Source organism: Streptomyces sp. NPDC056835 (assembly GCF_042789485.1).
In the GTDB taxonomy this organism is placed as follows: Bacteria; Actinomycetota; Actinomycetes; order Streptomycetales; family Streptomycetaceae; genus Streptomyces.
The window spans coordinates 26,413-49,536 of record NZ_JBHUBB010000003.1 but is presented as its reverse complement, the minus strand read 5'-3'; the positions used below and the strand labels follow the sequence as shown (position 1 = coordinate 49,536).

Genomic DNA, 23,124 nt, shown 5'->3' with positions numbered 1-23,124 from the left:
TCTCAGGGGCGTCCCGTCGGTGGTACCTCTTCACCCCCCGGTACGGGACCGGGCGGCGTCCCGTCCCCGAACGGCCGTCCGCCCAGCTCCTCCCGGTGGTGCGCGGTCAGCCAGCCGGACAGATCGGGGCCGAGGGGCACGATGCCGGTCGGGTTGATACCGGTGTGCACCTGGTAGTAGTGCCGCTTGATGTGGTCGAAGTCCACCGTGTCACCGAACCCGGGGGTCTGGTACAGGTCCCTGACATAGGCCCACAGCACCGGGTCCTCGGTGAGTTTGGACCGATTGCATTTGAAGTGTCCGTGGTAGACGGCGTCGAAGCGCACCAGCGTGGTGAACAGCCGGATGTCCGCCTCGGTGAGGGTGTCCCCCACCAGATAGCGGCGGTCCGCCAGCCGCCGCGACACCTGGTCGAGACGGCGGAACAGCGCGCGGTAGGCGTCCTCGTAGGTGCTCTGCCCGTCCGCGAACCCGGCGCGGTACACGCCGTTGTTGATATCGCGGTAGATCCCCTCCATGCCCTCGTCGATCTCGTCGCGCAGCGGCTCGGGGTAGAGATCCGGCGCGCCGGGCCGGTGCAGCGCCGTCCATTCGGTGGCGAAGTCCAGCGTGATCCGCTGGAAGTCGTTGGTCACCAGTTTCCCGCTCGGTACGTCCACGATCGCGGGCACGCTGACCCCGCCGGGGTAATCCGTCTCCCGCGCGTCGTACGCCTCGCTCAGGAACCGGATGCCGAGGACGGGGTCCCGGCCGTCCGGGTCCAGGGTGAAGCGCCAGCTGCGGTCGTCCTGGATCGGGTCGGCGATCGCGAGCGAGATCGCGTCCTCCAGACCGAGGAGCCGCCGGGAGACCAGGGCCCGGCTCGCCCAGGGGCAGGCCCGGCTGACCACGAGCCGGTAGCGGCCGGCCTCGACGGGCCAGCCGTCCCTGCCGTCGGCCGTGATCCGGTCGGCGAAATGGCTCGTCGAACGTGTGAAGGGCTTCTTTCCGTACTCCGCGTTGCGCTCTGTGGGAACGCCGCTCATCGCTGGTCTCCTTCCGGTGGTCCGGACGCTCGATGGGTGAAGGGCCGCCCCTTTCCCGTACCCCGCTTTCCGTCCCGGTGCGCCGTGAGCACATCGGCGACGGCGACCAGCAGCGCCGCGATCACGAACGCCACCGAGACGATCAGACCGTGGTCGAACGCGGTCGCCCAGCCGTTCCGCCCCACCTGGGCGAAGAAGACCGATCCCACGGCGGCGATACCGATGGCGGATCCCACCCGCTGACCGGTCTGGAGCGTGCCGCCCGCGCTGCCCGCCATGGGCACCGGTACCTCGGCGAGGGTCAGTGTCTGGTTCGGCGTGATGACGAGCCCGCTGCCGAGGCCCGCCACCAGCAGCGGCGCCGCCATCGCCCACCCGGCGCCGCGTCCCGGCACCAGGTGTACGGCGAGCGTGGTGGCCGCGAGACCGACCGTGACCATGATCAGTCCGACCACGACGAGCGGTCTCCCGAACCGGTTGACCAGCCGTCCGCCGATGCCCGCCGCCGCGGCGGAGCCCACCGCGAAGGGGGTGATGGCCAGTCCGGCCTCCAGGGCGGAGTAGTGCAGTCCGCTCTGGAGATAGAGGGTGCTGATGAAGAAGATCGTGGTGAACCCGGCGAAGTACAGCAGAATCAGCAGACATCCCAGCCGGTAGGAGCGGACGCGGAAGAGCCGCAGGTCCAGCACCGGCTGGGTGCCGCCGGGCCGGCACCGGGACTCCCATTTCACGAAGCCGGCCAGCAGCGCGGCGGCGACGATCAGCAGCAGCCACTTCTCCCAGCCGTGCCACTGCTGCGACTGGACGAAGGGCAGCAGCAGGGCCAGTACGCCCGTGCCGAGCAGCAGCACCCCGAAGGGGTCGAGATCGCGTATACGTACCGGGCCCGCCGAGGGGGTGTCAGGCAGCAGTCGCCGGGCCAGCGGCAGACAGACGACGCCCAGCGGCAGATTGACGTAGAAGACCCAGCGCCAGCCCTCCCGCGCGCCCGCCAGCTGGATGAGAAGACCGCCGAGCAGCGGGCCCACGGCCGTCGAGACGCCGACGACCATGCCGAACATGCCGAACGCCCGGCCCCGCTCACGGCCGGCGAACATCTGCTGGATCAGCGCGGAGATCTGTGGGGTGACCATGCCTCCGGCGAAGCCCTGTACCAGCCGGGCGATCACCAGCCAGAGGCTGGACTGGGCTGCTCCGCAGGCGGCGGAGGCCAGGGTGAAGAGAGCGAGCCCGATCATGAAGACCGATCGCCGGCCGTGGGCGTCGCCCAGCCGCCCGGCGGGGATCAGGAAGAGGCCGAAGGCGAGCGCGTAGCCGGACAGCACCCACTGGAGGTCGGAGACCGGGGTGTGCAGCCCCTCGCGGATGGACGGCAGGGCCACATTGACGATGGAGACGTCCAGGAGCGTCATGAAGCCCGCCACCAGACATACGGCCAGCGCCTTCCAGCGGCGCGGGTCCGGCGTCACGGCGGCGTCCTGTCCGCTCCCCCGCCCTGTATCTCCGGCCATGAATCGCACCTTAGTTCGCGCGCCCCGTTCCCTCATCCGGAGCGCGCCGACCGGTGGATCCGGTGGACCGGAAGGGGTACGGGCCCGCGTGCTCGGAGCGCGCGGGCCCGTACCCCCGGAGATCAGCCGTGGTGCCGGACCATCGAGGTCACTTGACGTTGATGGCGGTCCAGGCGGCGCCGACCGCCTTGTACTCGGCGCTGGTCGTGCCGTACAGGGCGCCCGCCGCGCTCAGCGTCGCGGTGCGCGCCTTCGCGTAGTTGGTGGAGGACGTCATGTACGTGGTGAGCGCCTTGTACCAGATCTGCGTGGCCTTGTCGCGGCCGATGCCGGTGACCGTGGAGCCGTCGTACGTGGGGCTGTTGTAGCTCACACCGTTGACCGTCTTCGCGCCGCTGCCCTCGGACAGCAGGTAGAAGAAGTGGTTGGCCGGGCCCGAGGAGTAGTGGACGTCGACGTTGCCCAGGGTGGACGACCAGTAGTCCTTCGACGCGCCGTCCTTGCTCGGCTTGTCCTGGTAGCGCAGCGGCGTGCCGTCACCGTTGATGTTGATCTTCTCGCCGATGAGGTAGTCGCCCGGGTCGCTCGCGGTGTTGGAGTAGAACTCGACCGCGGTGGCGAAGATGTCGGAGGTCGCCTCGTTGAGGCCGCCGGACTCACCGCTGTAGGTGAGGTTGGCGGTGGCGGCGGTGACGCCGTGGCTCATCTCGTGCGCGGCCACGTCGAGCGAGGTGAGCGGGTTGGCGTTGCCGGAGCCGTCGCCGTAGGTCATGCAGAAGCAGCTGTCGCTCCAGAACGCGTTCACATAGTTGTTGCCGTAGTGGACGCGGGAGTAGGAGGCGACCCCGTTGTTCTTGATGCCGTTGCGGCCCAGCACGTTCTTGAAGAAGTCCCAGGTCTCGGCCGCGCCGTAGTGCGCGTCGACGGCGGCGCTCTGCCGGCCGCCGCCCCAGACGTCGTCGGCGTCGGTGAAGAGCGTGCCGGTGCCGGAGGTGCCCTGGTTCAGGTCGTACGTCTTGTGGCCGCCGCGACCGCCGTCGGTGAGGTTGTACGTGGTGCCGCTCTTGGTGGTGCCGAGGGTCACCGAGCCGTTGTACTTGCCGGTGCCGGTGCCGGCCTCGATGGCCTCGTCGGTGAAGAGCAGCTCGCCGGTGGCCGCGTCGGTGATGACATGCAGCTCGCTCGGGGTGCCGTCGGGCTGGACGCCCTTGACGACGGTCTCCCAGGCCAGCACGGGCTTGCCGTCGGCGGCCCAGATCACCTTGCGGGGCGCGGTGTCCGCCGCGGCCTTGGCGGTCTTCTCCGCCGAAGCGGTCTTCAGCGCGCTCGACTTGGCGGTGGCCGCGGGGAGTTCGGCGTCGGTGGAGGGCACGGCTATTCGGGCCGTGGTCGCCTTGGTCACGCTGCGCCCGCCGGCCGGGGCCTCGTGCACGACGAGGTCGCCGCCGAGGACGGGCAGGCCCGCGTAGGTCCGCTCGTAACGGGTGTGGACGGTGCCGTCGGCGTCCTTGATGACGTCCCTGACGACCAGCTTCTCCTGGCCGCCGAGGCCGAGAGCACCGGCCTCGCTCGCGGCGTCCGCCTGGGCGGACTTGATGGCGTCGACGCGCTGGGCCGGGCTCAGCTCCAGGGCCGTGGCGCCGCTCTCCCGGGTGGGGTCGGGCTGGGCGGCGGCCGGTCCCGACTGGACGCCGACGACCACCATGGCGGCGGAGGCGACCAGGGCCGCGACACGGACGACGTTCTTGCGGGCGATGTGGGTGCGGGGGGCGGAAGCTACGAGTCTCACTCAGTCTCCAAGAGTGCCGGGCCGTCGGGAACGGCCCTGTGTGGGGAAGCGACGGCCTTGGGTGGACCGCCGCCCGATGGTGCTGAGCTGTGCGAGTGCCACTGGCCCACCGCGTGATCTACGCGCGCTGAGCCGTCCAGAGAGTGACATCGATCGGACTCGTAAGAACAGATCAGATACCAGGATTTGACCTTGTGTTGTCAATTCAGTGCGGCATACAGACATCAATCGGTCGCATCGATACGGCTCTTGACAGCGGAAGGACCCCGCGCGGGTGACGCCCGGGGCCCTCCACGAGCAATCGGTCATACTCCTCGAAAAAACACCGCTATTCGAAGAGATCGGCGTACGAGCCGAGGGCCAGCGCGATGTCGGCCTGCGCCCAGAAGCGGTGGTACGTGAAGCTCGGTGCGGCCCCGCCGTTCAGATACGCCTCGACCTTGGACCAGGCCGGGTCGCTCTCGTAGAAGGACCGGATCGACGCGAAGGTGGAACTTCCGTTGATCGTGTCGCCGTTGGGCATGGTGCCGGTCCACCCGCTCGGTACGTAGACCGGGTCGTCGAAGCGGCTGTAGTCGGCGCGGGTCTCCGGGACCGCGATCCCCAGCGCGTCCCTGTGGTGGTCCCACATCCCGTCGAGGAGCGCCTTCGCGGTGGTCCTGGCCGCCGCGTTGCCGGACTTCGCGGCGTAGTAGGTGAGGGTCTTGGCGTACGCGGCGGCCACCCCGACGTCATTGGTGTAGTCGGCGACGGTCACATGCAGACCGGTGTTGGCGCCGGGCGTGGTGGCGTTCCAGGTGTCGGGCTTGCCGGACCACTGGAGGGTCGACGGGATCCGGTACGTACCGTCGGGGTTGACGGTGGTCTTGGACAGGGCCCAGGCGACCCACTTGTCCAGCACGGCCTTGGCGGCGCTGTCGCCGGTCTGGTGGTAGTACTCCGCGACCCGCTCCATGGACCACGCCTGGAAGCCGAACCACTGGTTGGACGGCGGGTCGTGGTAGACGGGCGCCTCGTCGTAGTACATGCCGTAGAAGGTCGGGGTGCCGGCCGGGGGCTGCGCGTACCGGCCCTGCCAGCTGTTGGTGGCGCCGCCCGCGATGCCGCCCTCGGCGGACTGGAGCCAGCGGTAGAACTCCACCTGCCGTTTGAGGCTGGTGTTCCAGTCCTGCTGTCCGGTGGCGGACGCGGGCTTGAGATCGGCGTACGAACTCAGCGCCCAGGCCGCCATCGGGTTCTGGTACCCGCTGTGGCTGAAACTGGAGCCGATGCGCCAGGCCCAGCCGGCCGAGGCATCGGTGGCACCGCCCCAGGCGTAGTACCAGGAGAGCAGGTAGTGCGAGCTGTTCTTGCCGCTGCCCGCCGGGCAGGCCGTCTCGCCCACACAGCCGCCGACCTTCTTGAAGTACTTGTCGTACATCGCGTAGCGGAGGTAGTCCCCCATCTTGGCCGCCTTGGCGACAATGGCCGCGACCTCGCCGCCCTTGCCCTGCTCCTTGGCCCACTCCGACGCCCAGTAGGCGGCCTGGATGGCGCGGGCGTCGGCGTCCGGCGCGTTGGTGAACTTCCACTGCTTCGCGTAGGAGGCGTCCCCGGTGAACAGGTCGAGATAGCCGTTCCTGCCGCCGTACTTGAAGGCGTCGCAGGTCGGCTGGGTCACGGTCTCCCAGACGGACTCCTGCGGTCCGCGCTGGAAGGTGTTGATGTACGAGGGCCCCTGGTCGGCCGGTCCGGCCTCGCACTTCCCGGGCGAGTTGCCGAAGCCGTAGACGTTGTCGACGTCCTGGATCCAGTGCATGCCATAGATGTCGTCGGTGCCGTAGGCGCTCTTCAGTTCGCCGGCGAGGGGGTCGTTGCCGACCGGGACATTGCTGTTGAGCTGCGAGGGCAGGTCCCACTCGGGGGCGTAGGTGGCCGGTTTCGACGCGTTGTAGAAGCTGTTCGTGGGCTGGTCGGCGTGGGTGGGGATCATGTACTGCTCCATGGTGGCCCACGCGCCGTTGAACTTGCTCCAGTCGCCGGTGACCTTGCCGTACATGGCCTGGAGCCAGATCAGATAGCTGTACGCCTCCGAGGTCGTCTCATGCCCCTGGTCGGGCGCCTCGACGATCAGGGTCTCCACCGAGTGGTACGGGATGCCCTCCGGCGAGAAGTAGCCGGCGGCCGGGTCGGTGATCTTGCCGTACAGATCGAGGAACCGGGCGTCGTAGGTGCCGGCCGCCGCCAGCTGGGTGACGGTCACCTCGGCCTTGGTCTGGCCCGGCGCGGTCGCCGTGAAGGTGGCGGCGCCGGTGCCGGTGGCCGCGGCGGAGACGGTCACCTGCTGGGCGGTGCTCCAGTTGGCGCCGGTGAAGGTGAGGGTGGAGCCGGAGGTGACCGTGAGGCCGGTGTTGCCCGCGGTACGGGCCACCGTGACCGTCACATCGGCGGCCGGCCGGGTGGAGAGCTTCACCCCGAAGGTGCCCGTCCTGCCCTGCTGCACGCCGAGTTGGGCGGGACTCGCGACCAGCGACGGGCCCGCGGTGACCCGTACCCCCACCGGCGTGGACTCCGCTGCCGCGCCCTGGCCGTCGTACGCCTTCGCGTAGAGCGAGAGATCGCCCGCGGGAACGTTCGCGTAGTCGAAGGTGTACGGGGAGGTGGCGTCCGTGCCGAGCAGCTGGGTGTCGCTGTAGAACTCGACCTTGGAGATCCCCGCGCCGTCGGCGGCGACAGCGGTCGCGGCCATCGGGATGGTGCCGCCCGCCGTGAACACCGCGCCGGGCGCCGGGCTGGTCAGCACGGTGAGGGGCGGCTGATGCGCGCCCGTGCAGTTCACGCCGTTGACGGCGAAGACGGTGGGCGCGGCGTTGGCGCCGCTGTAGTCGAAGTTGGCACCGGCGGTCGCCGCCGCTCCCGGCTCGATCCTCGCGTTGTGCGCGGCGTTCTTGACGGTGACGGTCCTGCCGGACTGGCTCCAGCTGCCGTTCCAGCCGTTGGTGAGCTTCTGGTCGCCGGCGTAGCCGTAGCTGAGCGTCCAGCCGTCGATGGGGTCCGTACCGCGATTGGTGATCGTGAGGTCGGCCGTGAAGCCGGAGCCCCAGTCGTTGGTCTTGTAGTCGACGCCGCACTGGACGGCGGCGGCGTGCGCGGGGGTGCTGTTGACCGCGGTCAGACCCAGCGGCAGGGAGAGGGCCGCGGCCAGCGCGGTGAGCAGGCGCCGGATTCCACGCGGTCGGACTCCACTCGGCCGGATTCCACGCGATCGGATTCCACGTGATCGGCCGGATCTTCCGGGTGGCGGTGGTGCCCCTGGTGGTGAACCTCGTAAGCCGAGCATGGGGTGGCCCTCCTCGCGGTCCGGTGCGGGTGGTGTGGGGGTGCGAACCAGTGGGAGCGCTCCCAAGCGTTGAGCGGGACCGTGAACCTGTCAAGAGTTTGAACACGACGCACGTCCGGGCGAGTCGCGAGGTAAAAGAATTCAACTGGACTGTTGACTCACACGACTTCGGCGCTACCGTCGGAAGCCAACCAGTGGGAGCGCTTCCATCAGTCATACGCCGTGTCAGGCGGCGTATCGGCCATCGAGGAGTCGCTCCATGCGAGCACCACCGCGCCTCACCGCACTGCTGGCCGCCGCGGCCCTGGCCGTGGCGGGCACCGCTCTCGCACCGCAGCCGACCGCGTCGGGAACCGCGGCCGGCTGCACCGTCGACTACAGCACCACCAGTCAGTGGGACAGTGGCTTCCAGGGCGCTGTCACGCTCACCAACAACGGCTCACCGGTCGAGAACTGGACACTCACCTTCGACTTCCCCGGAAGTCAGAAGGTGACCCAGGGCTGGAGCGGGAAGTGGTCGCAGTCCGGGAAGACCGTGACCGCCGTCAATGAGAGCTGGAACGGGAAGATCGCCACCGGCGGCTCGCTCAGTGCCGGGTTCATCGCCTCCTGGTCCGGGTCCAACCCGGCGCCCACCGCGTTCAGGCTCAACGGCGTGGCGTGCGACGGCGGTCCGGGGCCGGGCGACCCGTCCGATCCGCCGACGGATCCGCCCACCGATCCGCCGACCGACCCACCCACCGATCCGCCAGGACCGGGCGGTGCTCCGCCGAAGCTGCGCGCCTCGGGCAACAAACTGGTCGACGAGAACGGCGCGACCCGCCGCATGCTCGGGGTGAACCGCTCCGGCGGCGAGTTCGCGTGCGTCCAGGGCTACGGCATCTTCGACGGCCCGGTGGACGACGCGTCGGTGCGGGCCATCGCGGACTGGAAGGTCAACACCGTACGGATACCGCTCAACGAGGAGTGCTGGCTCGGCCTCCCGCATGTGAAGCCGGCCTATGCCGGTGCGAACTACATCACCGCGGTCAAGCAGTTCGTGACCAGGCTGGAGACGTACGGCATCACGCCGGTCGTCGAACTGCACTGGACCCACGGCAGATACACGGGCAACGACAACCACTGCCCGGACACCGAGTACGCGACCTGTCAGAAGCCGATGCCGAACACCCAGTACACACCGGCCTTCTGGACCTCGGTCGCGCAGACCTTCAAGGACGACCCGGCGGTGGTCTTCGACCTCTTCAACGAGCCGTTCCCGGACCGGGCCACCGGCGATCTCGACGCGGCCTGGACCTGCTGGCGCGATGGCGGCAGCTGCCAGGGGATCGATTTCGAGGTGGCCGGAATGCAGTCGCTGGTGAACGCGGTACGGGCCACCGGCGCCCAGAACCTGGTGCTCGTGCCCGGCATCGCCTACGCCAACGACATGCGGCAGTGGCTGAAGTACCGGCCCGCCGACCCGGCGGGCAATCTGGCCGCCGCCTGGCACACGTACAACTTCAACGTCTGCGCGAGCGAGAGCTGCTGGAACGAACAGCTCGCGCCGGTGGCCGCCCAAGTGCCCTTCGTGGCGGGCGAGATCGGCGAGAACACCTGCTCACACGGCTATATCGACCGGGTCATGGCATGGCTCGACAGCCATGGCGCCTCCTATCTCGGGTGGACCTGGAACACCTGGGACTGCTCCTCGGGACCCGCTCTGATCAGCGACTACAACGGCACGCCCACCAACTTCGGCGTAGGACTCCGCGACCATCTGAAGGGACTCTCATGAGCCGCACCACCACCCCTCCGCGACGTGCACGAGGCGCGGCGCTCGCCGCGTTCGCGCTGGTCGCCGCCGCGGCCGGGACCGCGACCGCGCTGGACGCGCCCCCCGGCGCCGCCGCGGCCGGCTGCACCGTCGACTACCGGATCCAGACCGCCTGGAACGGCGGCTTCACTGCCGACGTCAGCGTGACCAACACCGGAGACGCGATCAACTCCTGGAAGCTGGAGTGGAGCTTCGCCGGCGATCAGAAGGTGACGCAGGGCTGGAACTCCACGATCACGCAGAGCGGTACGGCCGTCTCCGCCGCCAATGTGTCGTACAACGGCGCGCTGGCGACCGGCGCCTCGGCGTCCTTCGGCTTCAACGCCTCGGTCACCGGGTCCAACGCGGTTCCGGCCGCCTTCAAGCTGAACGGGGTCACCTGTAACACCCCGGGTGGCGGCGATCCCACGGATCCCCCGACCGACCCGCCCACCGACCCGCCCGCCGGCTCCAAGGTCGACAACCCGTACGCGGGCGCCGGGGTGTATGTGAACCCGGAGTGGTCCGCGAAGGCCGCCGCCGAGCCCGGCGGCAGCAAGATCTCCAACCAGCCGACCGGTGTGTGGCTGGACCGGATCGCGGCCATCGAGGGTGTCGGCACGGGCATGGGGTTACGTGACCATCTCGACGAGGCGCTGCGGCAGGCCGCGGGCAAGCCGCTCGTCGTCCAGCTCGTGATCTACAACCTGCCGGGCCGTGACTGCGCCGCGCTCGCCTCCAACGGGGAGCTGGGCCCGACGGAGATCGGCCGCTACCGAAGCGAGTACATCGATCCGATCGCCGCCATCCTCGCCGACAGCAAGTACGCCGGCCTGCGGATCGTGACGACCGTCGAGATCGACTCGCTGCCCAATCTGGTCACCAATGTCACGCCCCGGCCGACCGTCACCCCGCAGTGCGATGTGATGAAGGCGAACGGCAACTACGTCAAGGGCGTCGGTTACGCGCTCAACCACCTCGGCTCCGTCCCCAACGTCTACAACTACGTCGACGCGGGCCACCACGGCTGGATCGGCTGGGACGACAACTTCAACGCCTCGGCGCAGATCTTCAAGCAGGCCGCGACCGCCGAGGGCAGCACGGTCGACAAGGTGCACGGCTTCATCGCCAACACCGCCAATTACGGCGCGCTCAAGGAGAACAACTTCACCATCAACGACAGCGTCGCCGGCAAGTCGGTCCGCGAGTCGAAGTGGGTGGACTGGAACCGCTACGTCGACGAGCAGTCGTTCGCCCAGGCCTTCCGGCAGGAGCTGGTGAACGTCGGCTTCCCGTCGGGCATCGGCATGCTGATCGACACCTCCCGCAACGGCTGGGGCGGCTCGGCCCGGCCCGCCGGACCCGGCCCGGGGACCAGTGTGGACACCTATGTGGACGGCGGGCGCTATGACCGCCGGATCCACCTGGGGAACTGGTGCAACCAGTCCGGAGCCGGACTGGGCGAGCGGCCGAAGGCGTCGCCCGCCGCCGGGATCGACGCGTACGTCTGGATGAAGCCCCCGGGCGAGTCCGACGGCGCGAGCAAGGAGATCCCGAACAACCAGGGCAAGGGCTTCGACCGGATGTGCGACCCGACATACACGGGCAACCCCCGGAACAACAACAACATGTCCGGCGCGCTGCCGAACGCGCCGTTGTCCGGTGACTGGTTCTCCGCGCAGTTCCAGGAGCTGCTGAAGAACGCGAACCCGGCGCTGTAGCGGCCGCGGAACGGGCGTAGGACCGGCCGGGGGGCGCCTCGGGGGGCCGGTCCTACGCCTTCCATATAGTGCGCTTATTCCGTTTCGCCAGGAAAGGGGGAAAATGAAAGAAGAGAGAATTAATGGAGGCGAGCGATGACACAGACCCGCTACACCCAGGACCGCGGTCTGACCACCCGCATGGTGACCACCATGTTCCTGATCGGCCTGCTGTATGTGGTCCTGGTCGGTGTGCTGCTGGCCGTGCTGGGGAAGTTCTGGCCGATCATCCTGATCCTCGTCGGAGGGCTGTTCATCGCACAGTTCTGGTTCAGCGACAAGATCGCGGCCTTCGGCATGGGAGCGCGCGAGGTCACCCCCGAGCAGGCACCCGAGCTGCACGGCGCCGTCGACCGGATCTGCGCGCTGGCCGACATGCCCAAACCCAAGGTCGCGATCGCACGGAGTGACATACCGAACGCCTTCGCCACCGGCCGGAGCGAACGCAGCGCACTGGTCTGTGCCACCACCGGTCTGCTCCGCAGACTGGAGCCCGAGGAGCTGGAAGGGGTCCTCGCCCACGAGATGTCGCATGTCGCGCACCGCGATGTCGCTGTGATGACCATCGCCTCGTTCCTGGGCGTGCTCGCGGGTCTGATCACCCGGATCGCGCTCTACAGCGGACTGTCGAGAAGCGCCAGGAACGCCGGCCCCGCCGGGCTCGCGATCTTGCTGATTCCGCTGGTCAGCGCGGTGGTGTATGCGATCGGGTTCCTGCTGACCCGGCTGCTCTCCCGCTACCGCGAACTCTCCGCCGACCGTACGGCCGCGCTGCTCACCGGCCGGCCCTCCGCGCTCGCCTCGGCGCTGACGAAGGTGAGCGGCCAGATGGCGCGGATCCCGACGGAGGACCTGCGGAAGGCGGAGCCGTACAACGCCTTCTACTTCGTGCCCGCGTTCGCCTCGAAGGAGAGCCTGGGGCGGCTGCTCGCCTCGCACCCGACGCTGGAACAGCGGCTGGACCAGCTCGCCCGTATCTCCGCCGAACTCGCCCGTCCGTAAGCACTCCGTCACCGCTGTCACCGCCGCCAGCGCCGTCAGCGCCGTCAGCGCCGTCCACTGCCGTCAGTCACTGTGAGGAGCTGGTCCCGTGGGCCTTCTCGACGCCATCCTCGGCCGGAGCAAACCGGTCAGCCCCGATCTCGACCAGCTCTTCGCCCTCCCGTCCGCCGCGCTCACCCTCCAGGCCGGGGCCGGATACACCCCCACCGGCCTCGGCTCGGTCTGTTTCGCGGGCGTCGAGGGCGGCGGCTTCGCCCGGATCCGGCAGGACGTGCGGGAGCTGCTTGACGCGGACACCAGCCAGGGCAGCCGCCCGGTGGAGTTCAGCCAGGACTCGTACGGCTACACCTGGCTGCTCGCGCGCCGGGCGCCCGACGACACGGCCACCCTGGTCAACGATCTGCACGCGGTCAACACGCTGCTCCAGGACGGCGGCTTCGGCCCGCAGCTGCTCTGCTCACTGCTCAGTTTCCGGGACACCGAGCAGCGGCCGCTGGCTCTCGTGTATCTCTACAAGCGCGGCAGCTTCTACCCCTTCGCGCCCCTGCCCGGCACCGCCGAGAAGCGTGACAATCAGCGGGAACTCCAGGTCAGAGCGGTGCTCGGGAACGATCTGAGGATCGAGCCCGATCTCGCTCGCTGGTTCCCCGTCTGGGGTGCGCCGGGGCTCTGACGGCCGCGTCGTCACCCGGCGTACGGCAGCGGGGCGAGCCCGGCGATCCCCGGATCGACGGTGAACACGGCGCCCGCCGCCGGGTCGTCGCCGTCCGCGAGGTCCTGGCGCGAGGTGGTGATGAAGAGCCGGCGGTAGCCGTCACCGCCGAACGAACAGGCGCTGACCTGGCGGGCGTTTACCTTCACCACCTCGTCCAGGGTGCCGTCGGCTGCGTAGCGGCGGACGGCGGAGCCGCCCCACAGGGCGACCCACACTCCCCCCTCGGCGTCCAGGGTGAGGCCGTCGGGGAAGCCGTCGTCCGGGTCGATGGTGACCCAGGGCTCGGGGGTGGAGAAGTGTCCGGTCGACGGGTCGGTCGTGATCCGGGCGATGGTCCGCGTGGCGGTGTCGACGTAGTAGGCGAAACCACCGTCCGGTGCCCACGCGAGGCCATTGGAGATGGTGACCCCGGTATGCACGACCGAGGTGGCGCCGTCGGGCGTGAGGCGGTGGACGGAACCGGCACCTGGGCGGGTGTCGTACGCCATGGAACCGCAGTAGAAGTTGCCGGCCGGATCGCAGGCCCCGTCGTTCATCCGGACCATGGGGTCGGTCCACAGCTCGTCGCCCGGGGTGACGGTGCCGTCCTCGGCCACCAGGACGAAGCCCCGCTCGACAGCCGCGACCACGCCGCCGGAGCGCCGGGGCCGCCAGGCCGCGGCGACCTCGCCGAGATGCCACCGCTCGTACCCGCCCTCGCGGTCGGATTCCGTACCGAAGGTGAGGAGGTCTCCGGCCAGCAGGTCGACGATCCTCAACCGCCCGGTGTGGGGGTCCCAGCCGGGGCCCTCGCCGTGATGGGTGACGACCCCGGTCCACTGCTCGGCGCGCATGGCGCCCCCTCTCGTCCCGGCCTTCCCGACGGCCCGACGACCCGACCGTCCGACGGGTCCGGCACCATCGGCGGCCCCGATCACGATCACACGCTCCGGGCCGCACGCTTCAGCCCGTACGGTCCGCGCCGGTCGTGTGCCGACAGCGCCGCCGGTCCCCCGGCGGCGCCACACCGTGTACGCGTGCCCGCTTCTCAGGGCCTGGGCAGGGTACAGCCGGTACGGGTCAGATCGACCTTGCTGCCGGTGCCGACGCACGGCACGATCCCGTAGGTCTCCTGGGCGTAGTTGATGCCCTGGCGTACGGTCACGGTGCCGTTCTCGTCCACCTCGCACGGGTTGTTGACCGTGCAGCGCGCGCCGTCCTCATTGCCGGTGTTGTTGACGGCGACGACCTTGCCCGTGGTGTTGTCGATAACGGGCGAGCCCGAGGTGCCGCCGATCGTGTTGCACGCGGAGGTGTAGCGGACCGAGTCCTTCCAGGTCCAGCTCCCTTCCTTCAACTGGTAGGCGAATCCGTCGATGTCGCAGCTGTAGATCCGCTTCCAGTAGCCGGAGACGACCTTGATCGCGGTGCCCTGGACCGGGCGGGTGGCGTTGAGTTCCAGCGCCGATATCCCGTACGCGCTCTGTATCTGTGCGTAGGTGCTGGTGAGTTGGTAGAGCGAGACATCGGTGTCGGTCATGGTCGCGTACGCGATCTTGCTGGCGCGCAGGGTCGCGACGCCGGTGCCCGAGGAGTTCAGCAGGCTGAAGGTACGGGTGGACGCCCTGTCCACGATGACCTGGCCGGCGGTGGGCATGCCGCTCTCCAGGCAGTGGCCGTTGGACAGCACGAGAGCGGGGTCGCTCGGTTGTGAGGAGGGCGTACGGACAACGGAGCCGGAACAGTTGCTGAGCGCCACCGTTCCGGCGAAGTCGACTGCCTGGACCTTGGCTTGGGCGGGTGCCGCGGTCCGGGCGGTCTTCGTGGGCGCGCCCGCGTCATGGCTTGTGGCCATGGCGGGTGCCGCTCCCGCTCCGAGGAGCAGAACGGCGAGCAGCGCGCCGAGGAGAGGCTTTCTCATGTGGGGTCCCCTCTGTGACCGAAGTTCCTTCGGTTTTGTCATGGGCATTGTTGACGCATGTGTGGCAGCGGGCAACCATGCCTTGGCCATGAATCCCTCTCGCGGACCCCTGGGATTCCGGCCCCCGACATGACAGTGGGGGCGGTGCCGACCGGCACCGCCCCCACTGTCATCTCCTTCAGTTGATCAGATCATTCCCGGCCTTCACCGCGTCGGCACCGGCCTTCACCGCGCCCTTCACGGCGCCCACCTTCTTGTCGACCTTGTTCCCGAGGACACCTTCCACGACAGGCTCGGCCTTGGTGCCCACGGTCGCCGCGGTCTGCGCCGCACTGCTGAGGGTGGAGCCGAATTCGACCGCCTGGGCGGCGGGGGCGACGGCGGCGAGCAGCGCGGAGCCTGCCGCGGCGGCGGTGAGAAATCGATACGCGTTCATGATCGGTGTAACGCGTGGACACGGCAGAGGACACGCGCTCCTCCACCGGCGGAGGGACGCCACGGACGCGCACCATACGATTCCGGCATGACCGAAGAACCCACGCCGGAGCGCGCCGCACCGTCCGCCGCCAAGCCCACCCGGCGCCTCGACGCGCGCAGCCTGCGCGGGCTGGCCCATCCCCTGCGGATGAGCATCTTCGAACTGCTCAGGCTCGACGGCCCCGCCACCGCCACCCTGCTCTCCGAACGCCTCGGCGAGAACACCGGCACCATCAGCTGGCATCTGCGCCATCTCGCCGAGCACGGTTTCATCGAGGAGGAGACCGGGCGCGGTACGAAACGGGAGCGGTGGTGGCGCACGGTAAATGTGACGAACGTACTCAACACCGCCGATTTCCGGGACGATCCCGATGCCCGGGGCGCGGTGTCGGTCTTCACCCACGAACTGCTGCGACAGCATTTCGACCGGGTCACGCACTACCTGGGCGAGGAGTGGGGGGACGAGTGGCGCGACGCCGGCACGCTCTCGCAGTGGCGTGATCTGCGGATGACACCGGACCAGTTGCGGGCCCTCAACGAGGAGTTGGCGGCCGTCATCGGCCGCCATCTCCCCGCGCCGGACGCCGAGTCCGCCCCGGACGCGCTCCCGGTCGTCGTACAGCTCCAGTCGTTCCCCCGCAGGGAGCACGGCTCGCCGTGAACGGGGCACGGCCGGGGGCGCGTGGACGCGGCTCCGTATCAAGCCGCGTCCACGCCCGTACCCGTATCAGGCCGCGTCCGTAGCCGTGCCCGTACTCGTAGCCGTGCCCGTGCCCGTACCCGCGATCACCTCCGGGCGCAGCAGGGCCATGAGCCGGTCGGCCGGGAGCAGCCCCCGCTCCAGGACCAGTTCGGCGACACCGCGCCCCGACGCCAGGGCCTCCTTGGCGATCTCGGTCGCGGCGAGGTAGCCGATGTGCGGGTTGAGCGCGGTGACGAGCCCGATGGAGTTCTCCACGCTCGCGCGCAGGGTCTCCGTATTGGCGGTGATACCGGACACGCAGCGCTCGGCGAGCGTGACACAGGCGGCCCGCAGATGGGTGATGCTCTCCGAGAGGGAGTGCAGGATGATCGGTTCGAAGGCGTTGAGCTGGAGCTGACCCGCCTCCGCCGCCATGGTGATGGTGACGTCGTTGCCGATCACCTCGAACGCGACCTGGTTGACGACTTCCGGGATCACCGGGTTGACCTTGCCCGGCATGATGCTCGAACCCGCCTGCACCGGAGGGAGATTGATCTCCGCGAAGCCCGCGCGCGGTCCCGAGGAGAGCAGCCGCAGATCGTTACAGCTCTTGGAGAGCTTGACCGCGATGCGCTTGAGCACGCCGGAGAGATGGACGAAGGCGCCGCAGTCCTGGGTGGCCTCGACGAGATTGGCCGCGGTGACCAGGGGCAGTCCGGTGATGGCGGCGAGATGACGGCGGGCGGCCTCCGCGTAACCCGCCGGGGCGTTGAGACCGGTACCGATGGCGGTCGCGCCGAGGTTGATCTCGTGGACGAGGCAGACGGCCTCGGCCAGCCGGCACTCGTCCTCCTCCAGCATGACCGCGTACGCGGAGAACTCCTGGCCCAGGGTCATCGGCACCGCGTCCTGGAGCTGGGTCCGGCCCATCTTGAGGATCTCGCGGAACTCCTCGGCCTTGGCCGCGAACGCCTCGCGCAGGATCGTCATCGCGTCGAGCAGTTCCCGTACGGCGATGATCGTGGCGACATTGACGGCGGTCGGGTAGACGTCGTTGGTCGACTGGCTGAGGTTGACGTCCTCGTTCGGATGCAGTTCGTGGTAGTCGCCCTTGGTGTGGCCAAGGATCTCCAGCGCCCTGTTGGCGATGACCTCGTTGGCGTTCATATTGGTCGACGTACCGGCGCCGCCCTGGATCACGTCCACGACGAACTGGTCGTGCAGCAGGCCCTTGTCCCTGATCTCCCGGCAGGCGGCGGAGATGGCGTCGGCCTTCTCGGCGGTGAGCAGCCCGAGATCCTGGTTGGCACGGGCCGCGGCTTCCTTCACGGCGGCGAGCGCGTTGATCAGATGAGGGTAGGCGGCGATCGGTGTACCGGTGATGGGGAAGTTCTCCGAGGCGCGCAGGGTGTGGATTCCCCAGTACGCGTCGGAAGGTATGTCGCGGTCGCCCAGCAGGTCGTGTTCGCGGCGGTGGCCGGCAGTCATGTCGCGGGTCCTTCGTAAGAGCCGAGGGTGGGTGTCCCGTGGCGAGTGGACGGCGTAAGACGGGAGCGGGAAGGGGGAAAGGGGGAAAGGGGGAAAGGGGGAAGGGGGAAGGGGGAGCGGAACGGCTGAGCGGTGGAACGGTGTTACGCGACGGACGCGGCGCCCGGCTCACCCTGCGCGGACGCGGCAGGCGGGGCGGACGGATCCGAACCGGCCGGCGGGGCGAAGAAGGAGGCCGGCTCGCCTGCCGCACGCAGGGTTCCGACCTCCCGTCCGCCCCCGATGACCGGCGCGTGGTCGAATCCCGCCAGGACCTCCGGATCGATCCCGCACCGCGCGAGCGCCGCCGCGGTCACCGGCATCCTGGCGCGATCGGCGCCGTCGGCTATCTTCACGCCGACGGCCCGCCCGTCCGGCAGCGCCGCGATCTGCACGCCCTCGAACCCGTCCTTGGCGAGCAGTCCAGGCACCGCGCGCATCAGCCGGGCGACATCCCGGCCGCTGCCGGAGACCATCTCCGGGTGCTCGCGCATGGCGTGCGCGACCCGGCCCTCGGGGCTGTCGGGCACGGCCGTCGCGATCCGGGCCGCGGCCCGGGTGAGACCGTGCAGGGATACGGCGAAGAGCGGTGCGCCGCAGCCGTCGACCGTCACCCGTGCGATGCCCTGTCCGGTCAGTTCCTCGACGGTCGAGGCGATCTCCCACTGGAGTGGATGCCCGGGGTCGAGGTAGTTCTCCAGCGACCAGCCCCTGGCCTTGGCCGTCATCAGCATGGCGGCGTGCTTGCCCGAGCAGTTCTGGGCGAGCCGGCTCGGGCCGAGCCCGGCGCGGATCCACTCGTCCCGCACCGCCGGGTCGTACGGCAGATCGGGCACATTGCGCAGATCGTCCTCGGTCAGCCCGGCGGCGTCCAGGATGCGCCGGGCCGTGGCCAGATGGCGTTCCTCGCCGGAATGGCTGGCCGCCGTGAGGGCCAGCGACTCGCTGTCGAGCGGCGGCAGTCCCGCGCGGAGCAGTCCGACCGCCTGGACGGGCTTGAGCGCGGAACGCGGGTAGAACGCGGCCTCGATGTCGCCCGCGCTGAACTCCACACCGCCGTCCGCCGCGAGGACGACGACCGAGCCGTAGTGAACGCCCTCGACAACGCCTCCCCGTACGAGATGTGCGACGGGGACATGGGCCGGCTCGCGGACGGCGGGGGGCTCGCCCTGCGTGGGGCGCGTAGGTCGTGGCGGGCGCGACGGGGTGGTGCCTGCTGGGGTGGGGTCGCTCATGCTCAGCTCTCGTTGTCGTTCTTGGTGCCGGGGGAAGTCCCGGTACCGGTACGGGCAGCGGCAGCGGCTTCCCGTACGGTCCCGACCCGGCCCCGTACCAGGAACCAGCCCACGACCAGCGCCGCCCCGATCGCGGGCAGGGACAGGACGGTCGTACGTCCCGCGCCGCCGTCGGCGTACATCAGGACCAGCACCGACGCGAGGAAGGCCAGCGTGACGATCTCGGTCCACGGCGAGCCGGGGAGCCGGTAGCCGGGGCGTACGAGCAGCCCGGCCTGTGTCTTCCGCCAGAAGAGCAGATGACAGACCATGATCATGGCCCAGGTGCTGAGGATGCCGAGCGCGGCGAAGTTCAGCACGATCTCGAACGCCTCGCTCGGTACGAGGTAGTTGAGGCCGACGCCCAGCACACAGATCGAGGAGGTGAGCAGAATCCCGCCGTACGGCACCTGACTGCGGCTCATCACCCCGGTGAACTTCGGCGCGGACCCCGACATCGCCATGGAACGCAGGATGCGACCGGTGGAGTAGAGGCCGGAGTTGAGGCTCGACATCGCGGCGGTGAGGACGACGAGGTTCATCACGCCGCCGGCCGCGGGCACGCCGATATTGGACAGCACGGTCACGAAGGGGCTCTCGCGGGCGGAGTAGGCGTTCCAGGGCAGCAGCATCGTCAGCAGCACGACCGAGCCGACGTAGAAGAGGGCCACGCGCCACATGATGGAGTTGATCGCCTTCGGCATGATCTTCTCCGGGTTCGCGGTCTCGCCCGCCGTGACGCCGACGAGTTCGACGGAGGCGTACGCGAAGACCACTCCCTGGATGACCAGCAGCATCGGGAGCATCCCGGCCGGGAAGAAGCCGCCGTTGTCCGTGATCAGCGAGGGACCGGGGGTGTGGCCGTCGACCGGCTGCTGGGTGACCAGCAGGAAGATGCCTATCAGCATGAAGAGGACCAGCGCACCGACCTTGATGATCGCGAACCAGAACTCCAGTTCGCCGAAGATCTTCACGGAGATCAGGTTCACGGTCAGCACGACCGCGAGTGCGATCAGGGCGATCACCCACTGCGGGACGTCGGTGAACATGCCCCAGTAGTGGGTATAGGTGGCCACCGCCGTGATGTCCGCGATGCCGGTGGTCGCCCAGTTCAGGAAGTACATCCAGCCCGCGACGAACGCGCCCTTCTCACCGAGGAATTCACGGGCGTACGAGACGAACGCACCGGAGGACGGCCGGTGCAGCACCAGCTCTCCGAGGGCGCGCACCACGAGGAAGGCGAAGACTCCGCAGACGGCGTAGGCCACGGCCAGCGAGGGCCCGGCGTCGGCGAGCCTGCCGCCCGCGCCGAGGAACAGCCCGGTGCCGATGGCTCCGCCGATGGCGATCATATTGATATGCCGGGACTTCAGGGACTTGCTGTATCCGGCGTCACCGGCGTCGATGTGCGCGCCGTGCGGCTCAGGTTCCCGCTGTGACGGTCGCGGCTTGTGGAGGGATCGTTCACTCACGCCCGGGCTTCGCCTTCTGTGGGGGGAACTTCTGTGGGGGGAATCGCTGTGGGGGGAATCGCTGTGGGGAGAGCTGCTGTGGGAGGAACCGCGCGCCGCGGCGAGCGCACGATGGTGGTCAACGTCGACTCGACGCGGGCCAGATGGTGGGTCATGGCTTCCACGGCGTCGTGCTCGGAACGGTCCACGAGCGCGTCGACGATCGCCTGGTGCTCCTGATTCGACTGCTCGCGCCGGCCGCCGAGATCGTTGAGGAACGCCGACTGGCGGGCCAGCGCGTCCCGGATCTCCTCGATGACTCGCCGGAAGACCGGATTCTGGGCGGCCCGCGCGACCGCGAGATGGAAGAGGGTGTCCATCGCCACCCACGCGGTGGTGTCGGTCTCCCGCTCCATCCGCTCCAGCAGATGCGCGAGATGGTCAAGGTCCTCGGGGGTGCGGCGGAGCGCCGCGTACCCGGCCACCGGGATCTCCACATGGCGGCGCACCTCAAGGAGGTCGCTCGCCGAGTAGTCGCCGAAGGTCGGGTCCTCGACCGGACCGTGGGAGAGGACGAAGGTGCCCTTGCCGGTGCGCGAGACCGTGAGCCCCATGGTCTGGAGCGCGCGCAGCGCCTCCCGGAGCACGGGTCTGCTCACTTCCAGGCGGCGGCAGAGCTCCGCCTCGGAGGGAAGCTTCTCCCCCACGGCGTACTCACCGCGCTCGATGGCGCCGCGAAGATGACCGAGCACCGCTTCCAGGGCACTGATCCGCTTGGGCGCCTCGCCAGCTGTCTGGCTGTCTGACAGGTTCACCCGCGCATCCTGAACCCCCCGGGAGATCGCTGTCAAGAATTCCGTCCGCGCGTGCTCCTCCAGCTCCGGCACCTACAGCGCGGAGCCCGCCACTCTCCGCCTCGCCGAGACCATGGTCGAGGCACTGCTCGGCACGGGGCTGCCCGAGCGCGAGGCGGCGTGGGCCTGCTGGACGCTGGTCTACTTCGTACTGGGACTGTCCCAGGAGAGCAAGCGGCTCCGGAGTCGGCCGGCCATGACCTCGCCCGTGCGCTCGCCTCCGGACACCACCCCTCACTGAGCCGGGTGGTGGCGCACTTCGAGGACACCTCTTTAGACGAGCGCTTCGACTACGGCCTTTCCCTCATCCTGTGGTCACCGAGCGAACGGGCGGGCCGGCACGGCTGATCCGCCTCCCTTCACTTCACTTCCTTGAGCCTTCCGTTGCCCACGTCGAAGACGAATCCGCGCACGTGGTCGGTGTACGGGATGAACGGGTTGGTGGTGATCCGGCGCAGCGACTGACGTACGTCCCCCTCCACATCCGGGAACGCCTCCGCCGCCCAGGGCGGCCGGATACCGGTATCGGCCTCGATGTCGCGCTTGAAGTCGTCGTCGTGGAAGGTGAGCATTCCGCAGTCGGTGTGGTGGATGAGGATGATCTCGCGGGTACCCAGCAGGCGCTGGCTGATGGCCAGGGAGCGGACCGCGTCATCGGTGACCACTCCCCCGGCGTTACGGATGACGTGCGCCTCGCCGTCCGACAGACCGAGGATGCGGTAGACGTCGAGGCGCGCGTCCATGCAGGCGAGCACAGCGAGTCGCCGGGAGGGAGGAAGCGGCAGCGCGCCCCCGTAGGAAGCCGCGTACTTCGCGTTGTTGGCGAGGTATTCGTCGGTGACGGACATATCTGTCCCACTTTCCGTAGCTGACCGGGTCAGAGTAGAGGCCCGGCATTCGACTACAGAAGGCGACAATCCGTCCCGCTACGACATTGCCACGCGGCGGCGATCCCCGGGGGCGGCGGCAGCGGTCAGAAGGGCCGGTCGCCCGCGATGGCGACGCGCTCGGCCACCCGGCGGTGCGGAGCGTAGTCATTGACCGCGTAGTGCTGGGTGGCGCGGTTGTCCCAGAAGGCGATGTCCCCCGCCTGCCAGCGGAACCGCACCTGGTACTCGGGCACGTGGGCCTGCTGGAACAGCAGTCGCAGCAGCCGGTCGCTCTCCGCACGCTCAAGACCCACGATCCGGGTGGTGAAAGAGGTGTTGACGAACAGCATCCGCCGGCCGGTCTCGGGGTGGCGCCGTACGACGGGATGCTCGACGGGCGGGAACAGCTCCTGGAACGGGACCAGTTGAGCGGGCGAGGAGAACCGGACGAAGCCCGGGACGAAGTCGTGCACGGCGCGGGCGCCGTCGATACGGTCCTTCACGTCCCGCGGCAGATTGTCGTACGCCGCCGCCATGTCGGCCCACATGGTGTCACCGCCGACCGGCGGCACCTCGCGCAGTTGCAGCACCGCGCCGAGCGCGGGCCGCTCGCGGAACGTCACATCCGCGTGCCAGACATTCTCGAAGGTGGGCACCGCGCTCCGGTCGAAACGGACCACCTCCGGAGCGTCGCCGGTGGCCAGCAGCGGATTGGTCTCCAACTCGCCCCAGTTGCGGGCGAAGGCGCGCTGCGCGTCGGAGGACAGATGCTGCCCGCGGAAGAAGAGCACCTTCCACTCCAGCAGCGCCCGGTTGAGCTCTTCGCGTACGGCGGGGGCCGGCGGGAGGGACAGATCGAGCCCGCGGATCTCGGCGCCGATGATCCGACCCTGCGGGACGAGCTCGAAGAGTTCGTACGGCCGGTCCTCCCACTTCTCCGGGACGCGGCGCAGCGCACGAGGGCCTTCGTACAGGCCGTCGGCGGGTATGCGGTGATCACGCAGTGCGGGTGACACGGACGGTACGGAGGTGGTGGAGGGGGCGGCGATGGTCACGGGTCTCCTCTGGGGAACGACGGCAGGCGCCACACAGGGCAGTTCGGCGGAGGCGAGGTCCCGGAGCGGACGGGCCCGGTGAGAACGGCGGGCCGGCGGGCGCTACGGGTGGTGTCGCG

19 protein-coding genes are annotated in these 23,124 nt (G+C 69.3%); 6 read left to right on the top strand and 13 right to left on the bottom strand.

What is annotated here, in order from left to right; all coding sequences use genetic code 11:
* Window positions 1-2 precede the first annotated feature (2 nt).
* From ACFRMN_RS04655 to ACFRMN_RS04640, 4 genes are all read right to left on the bottom strand, one after another.
* Window positions 3-1,025, bottom strand: coding sequence for a glutathione S-transferase family protein (locus ACFRMN_RS04655; protein WP_383013165.1), 1,023 nt, complete (start codon window positions 1,023-1,025; stop codon window positions 3-5).
* Entirely contained in the window at window positions 1,022-2,536 is a 1,515-nt protein-coding gene (locus ACFRMN_RS04650) for an MFS transporter (protein ID WP_383013162.1), read from the bottom strand. The genes ACFRMN_RS04655 and ACFRMN_RS04650 overlap by 4 nt, the downstream gene beginning before the upstream one ends.
* Before the next feature lie 148 nt (window positions 2,537-2,684).
* The gene (locus ACFRMN_RS04645; protein ID WP_383013733.1) at window positions 2,685-4,241 is read right to left on the bottom strand and encodes a M4 family metallopeptidase; all 1,557 of its coding nucleotides are present in this window, start codon (window positions 4,239-4,241) and stop codon (window positions 2,685-2,687) included.
* A 412-nt stretch (window positions 4,242-4,653) separates the two neighbouring features.
* Window positions 4,654-7,644, bottom strand: coding sequence for a glycoside hydrolase family 48 protein (locus tag ACFRMN_RS04640; protein ID WP_383013160.1), 2,991 nt, complete (start codon window positions 7,642-7,644; stop codon window positions 4,654-4,656).
* Window positions 7,645-7,903: 259 nt separating this feature from the next.
* On the opposite strand from ACFRMN_RS04640, the gene ACFRMN_RS04635 reads away from it, so the two are divergent.
* The 4 genes from ACFRMN_RS04635 (at window position 7,904) to ACFRMN_RS04620 (ending at window position 12,874) form a co-directional block, all read left to right on the top strand.
* Window positions 7,904-9,421 (top strand): cellulose binding domain-containing protein, encoded by a 1,518-nt coding sequence (locus ACFRMN_RS04635; protein WP_383013157.1) that lies wholly within the window; start codon window positions 7,904-7,906, stop codon window positions 9,419-9,421.
* Window positions 9,418-11,160, top strand: coding sequence for a glycoside hydrolase family 6 protein (locus ACFRMN_RS04630; protein ID WP_383013154.1), 1,743 nt, complete (start codon window positions 9,418-9,420; stop codon window positions 11,158-11,160). Before ACFRMN_RS04635 ends, ACFRMN_RS04630 begins: the two co-directional genes overlap by 4 nt.
* A 135-nt stretch (window positions 11,161-11,295) precedes the next feature.
* Window positions 11,296-12,201: a zinc metalloprotease HtpX gene (htpX, locus tag ACFRMN_RS04625; RefSeq protein ID WP_383013151.1), complete on the top strand. Its 906-nt coding sequence runs from the start codon at window positions 11,296-11,298 to the stop codon at window positions 12,199-12,201.
* Between the two features lie 88 nt (window positions 12,202-12,289).
* Window positions 12,290-12,874 carry a hypothetical protein gene (locus tag ACFRMN_RS04620; RefSeq protein WP_383013148.1) on the top strand — a complete coding sequence of 195 codons (585 nt, stop codon included), beginning with the start codon at window positions 12,290-12,292 and terminating at the stop codon, window positions 12,872-12,874.
* 11 nt (window positions 12,875-12,885) lie between these two features.
* On the opposite strand, the gene ACFRMN_RS04615 is transcribed toward ACFRMN_RS04620, so the two are convergent.
* The 3 genes from ACFRMN_RS04615 to ACFRMN_RS04605 form a co-directional block, all read right to left on the bottom strand.
* Window positions 12,886-13,749 carry an SMP-30/gluconolactonase/LRE family protein gene (locus ACFRMN_RS04615; RefSeq protein ID WP_383013145.1) on the bottom strand — a complete coding sequence of 288 codons (864 nt, stop codon included), beginning with the start codon at window positions 13,747-13,749 and terminating at the stop codon, window positions 12,886-12,888.
* Window positions 13,750-13,943: 194 nt separating this feature from the next.
* On the bottom strand, window positions 13,944-14,816 hold the full coding sequence (locus ACFRMN_RS04610; protein WP_383013143.1) for a serine protease: 873 nt from the start codon (window positions 14,814-14,816) through the stop codon (window positions 13,944-13,946).
* A 178-nt stretch (window positions 14,817-14,994) separates the two neighbouring features.
* Window positions 14,995-15,252, bottom strand: a complete 258-nt coding sequence (locus ACFRMN_RS04605; protein ID WP_351395350.1) for a hypothetical protein — start codon at window positions 15,250-15,252, stop codon at window positions 14,995-14,997.
* 87 nt (window positions 15,253-15,339) lie between these two features.
* On the opposite strand from ACFRMN_RS04605, the gene ACFRMN_RS04600 reads away from it, so the two are divergent.
* Window positions 15,340-15,954 (top strand): helix-turn-helix domain-containing protein, encoded by a 615-nt coding sequence (locus ACFRMN_RS04600; RefSeq protein WP_383013141.1) that lies wholly within the window; start codon window positions 15,340-15,342, stop codon window positions 15,952-15,954.
* 66 nt (window positions 15,955-16,020) lie between these two features.
* On the opposite strand, the gene aspA is transcribed toward ACFRMN_RS04600, so the two are convergent.
* From aspA to ACFRMN_RS04580, 4 genes are all read right to left on the bottom strand, one after another.
* The gene (gene aspA, locus ACFRMN_RS04595) at window positions 16,021-17,463 is read right to left on the bottom strand and encodes an aspartate ammonia-lyase (RefSeq protein ID WP_383013139.1); all 1,443 of its coding nucleotides are present in this window, start codon (window positions 17,461-17,463) and stop codon (window positions 16,021-16,023) included.
* Between the two features lie 143 nt (window positions 17,464-17,606).
* Window positions 17,607-18,737 (bottom strand): asparaginase, encoded by a 1,131-nt coding sequence (locus ACFRMN_RS04590; protein WP_383013137.1) that lies wholly within the window; start codon window positions 18,735-18,737, stop codon window positions 17,607-17,609.
* A 2-nt stretch (window positions 18,738-18,739) separates the two neighbouring features.
* Window positions 18,740-20,248 (bottom strand): amino acid permease, encoded by a 1,509-nt coding sequence (locus ACFRMN_RS04585; RefSeq protein WP_383013135.1) that lies wholly within the window; start codon window positions 20,246-20,248, stop codon window positions 18,740-18,742.
* Window positions 20,245-21,042, bottom strand: a complete 798-nt coding sequence (locus ACFRMN_RS04580; protein WP_383013133.1) for a FadR/GntR family transcriptional regulator — start codon at window positions 21,040-21,042, stop codon at window positions 20,245-20,247. The genes ACFRMN_RS04585 and ACFRMN_RS04580 overlap by 4 nt, the downstream gene beginning before the upstream one ends.
* 112 nt (window positions 21,043-21,154) lie before the next feature.
* Here ACFRMN_RS04580 and ACFRMN_RS04575 point away from each other — a divergent pair, with 112 nt between their 5' ends.
* Window positions 21,155-21,322: a hypothetical protein gene (locus ACFRMN_RS04575; RefSeq protein ID WP_383013131.1), complete on the top strand. Its 168-nt coding sequence runs from the start codon at window positions 21,155-21,157 to the stop codon at window positions 21,320-21,322.
* Window positions 21,323-21,440: 118 nt separating this feature from the next.
* Here ACFRMN_RS04575 and ACFRMN_RS04570 read toward each other — a convergent pair whose 3' ends face one another.
* Entirely contained in the window at window positions 21,441-21,929 is a 489-nt protein-coding gene (locus tag ACFRMN_RS04570; RefSeq protein WP_383013128.1) for a beta-class carbonic anhydrase, read from the bottom strand.
* Between the two features lie 125 nt (window positions 21,930-22,054).
* The gene (locus ACFRMN_RS04565; RefSeq protein ID WP_383013125.1) at window positions 22,055-23,005 is read right to left on the bottom strand and encodes a TauD/TfdA dioxygenase family protein; all 951 of its coding nucleotides are present in this window, start codon (window positions 23,003-23,005) and stop codon (window positions 22,055-22,057) included.
* Window positions 23,006-23,124 lie beyond the last annotated feature (119 nt).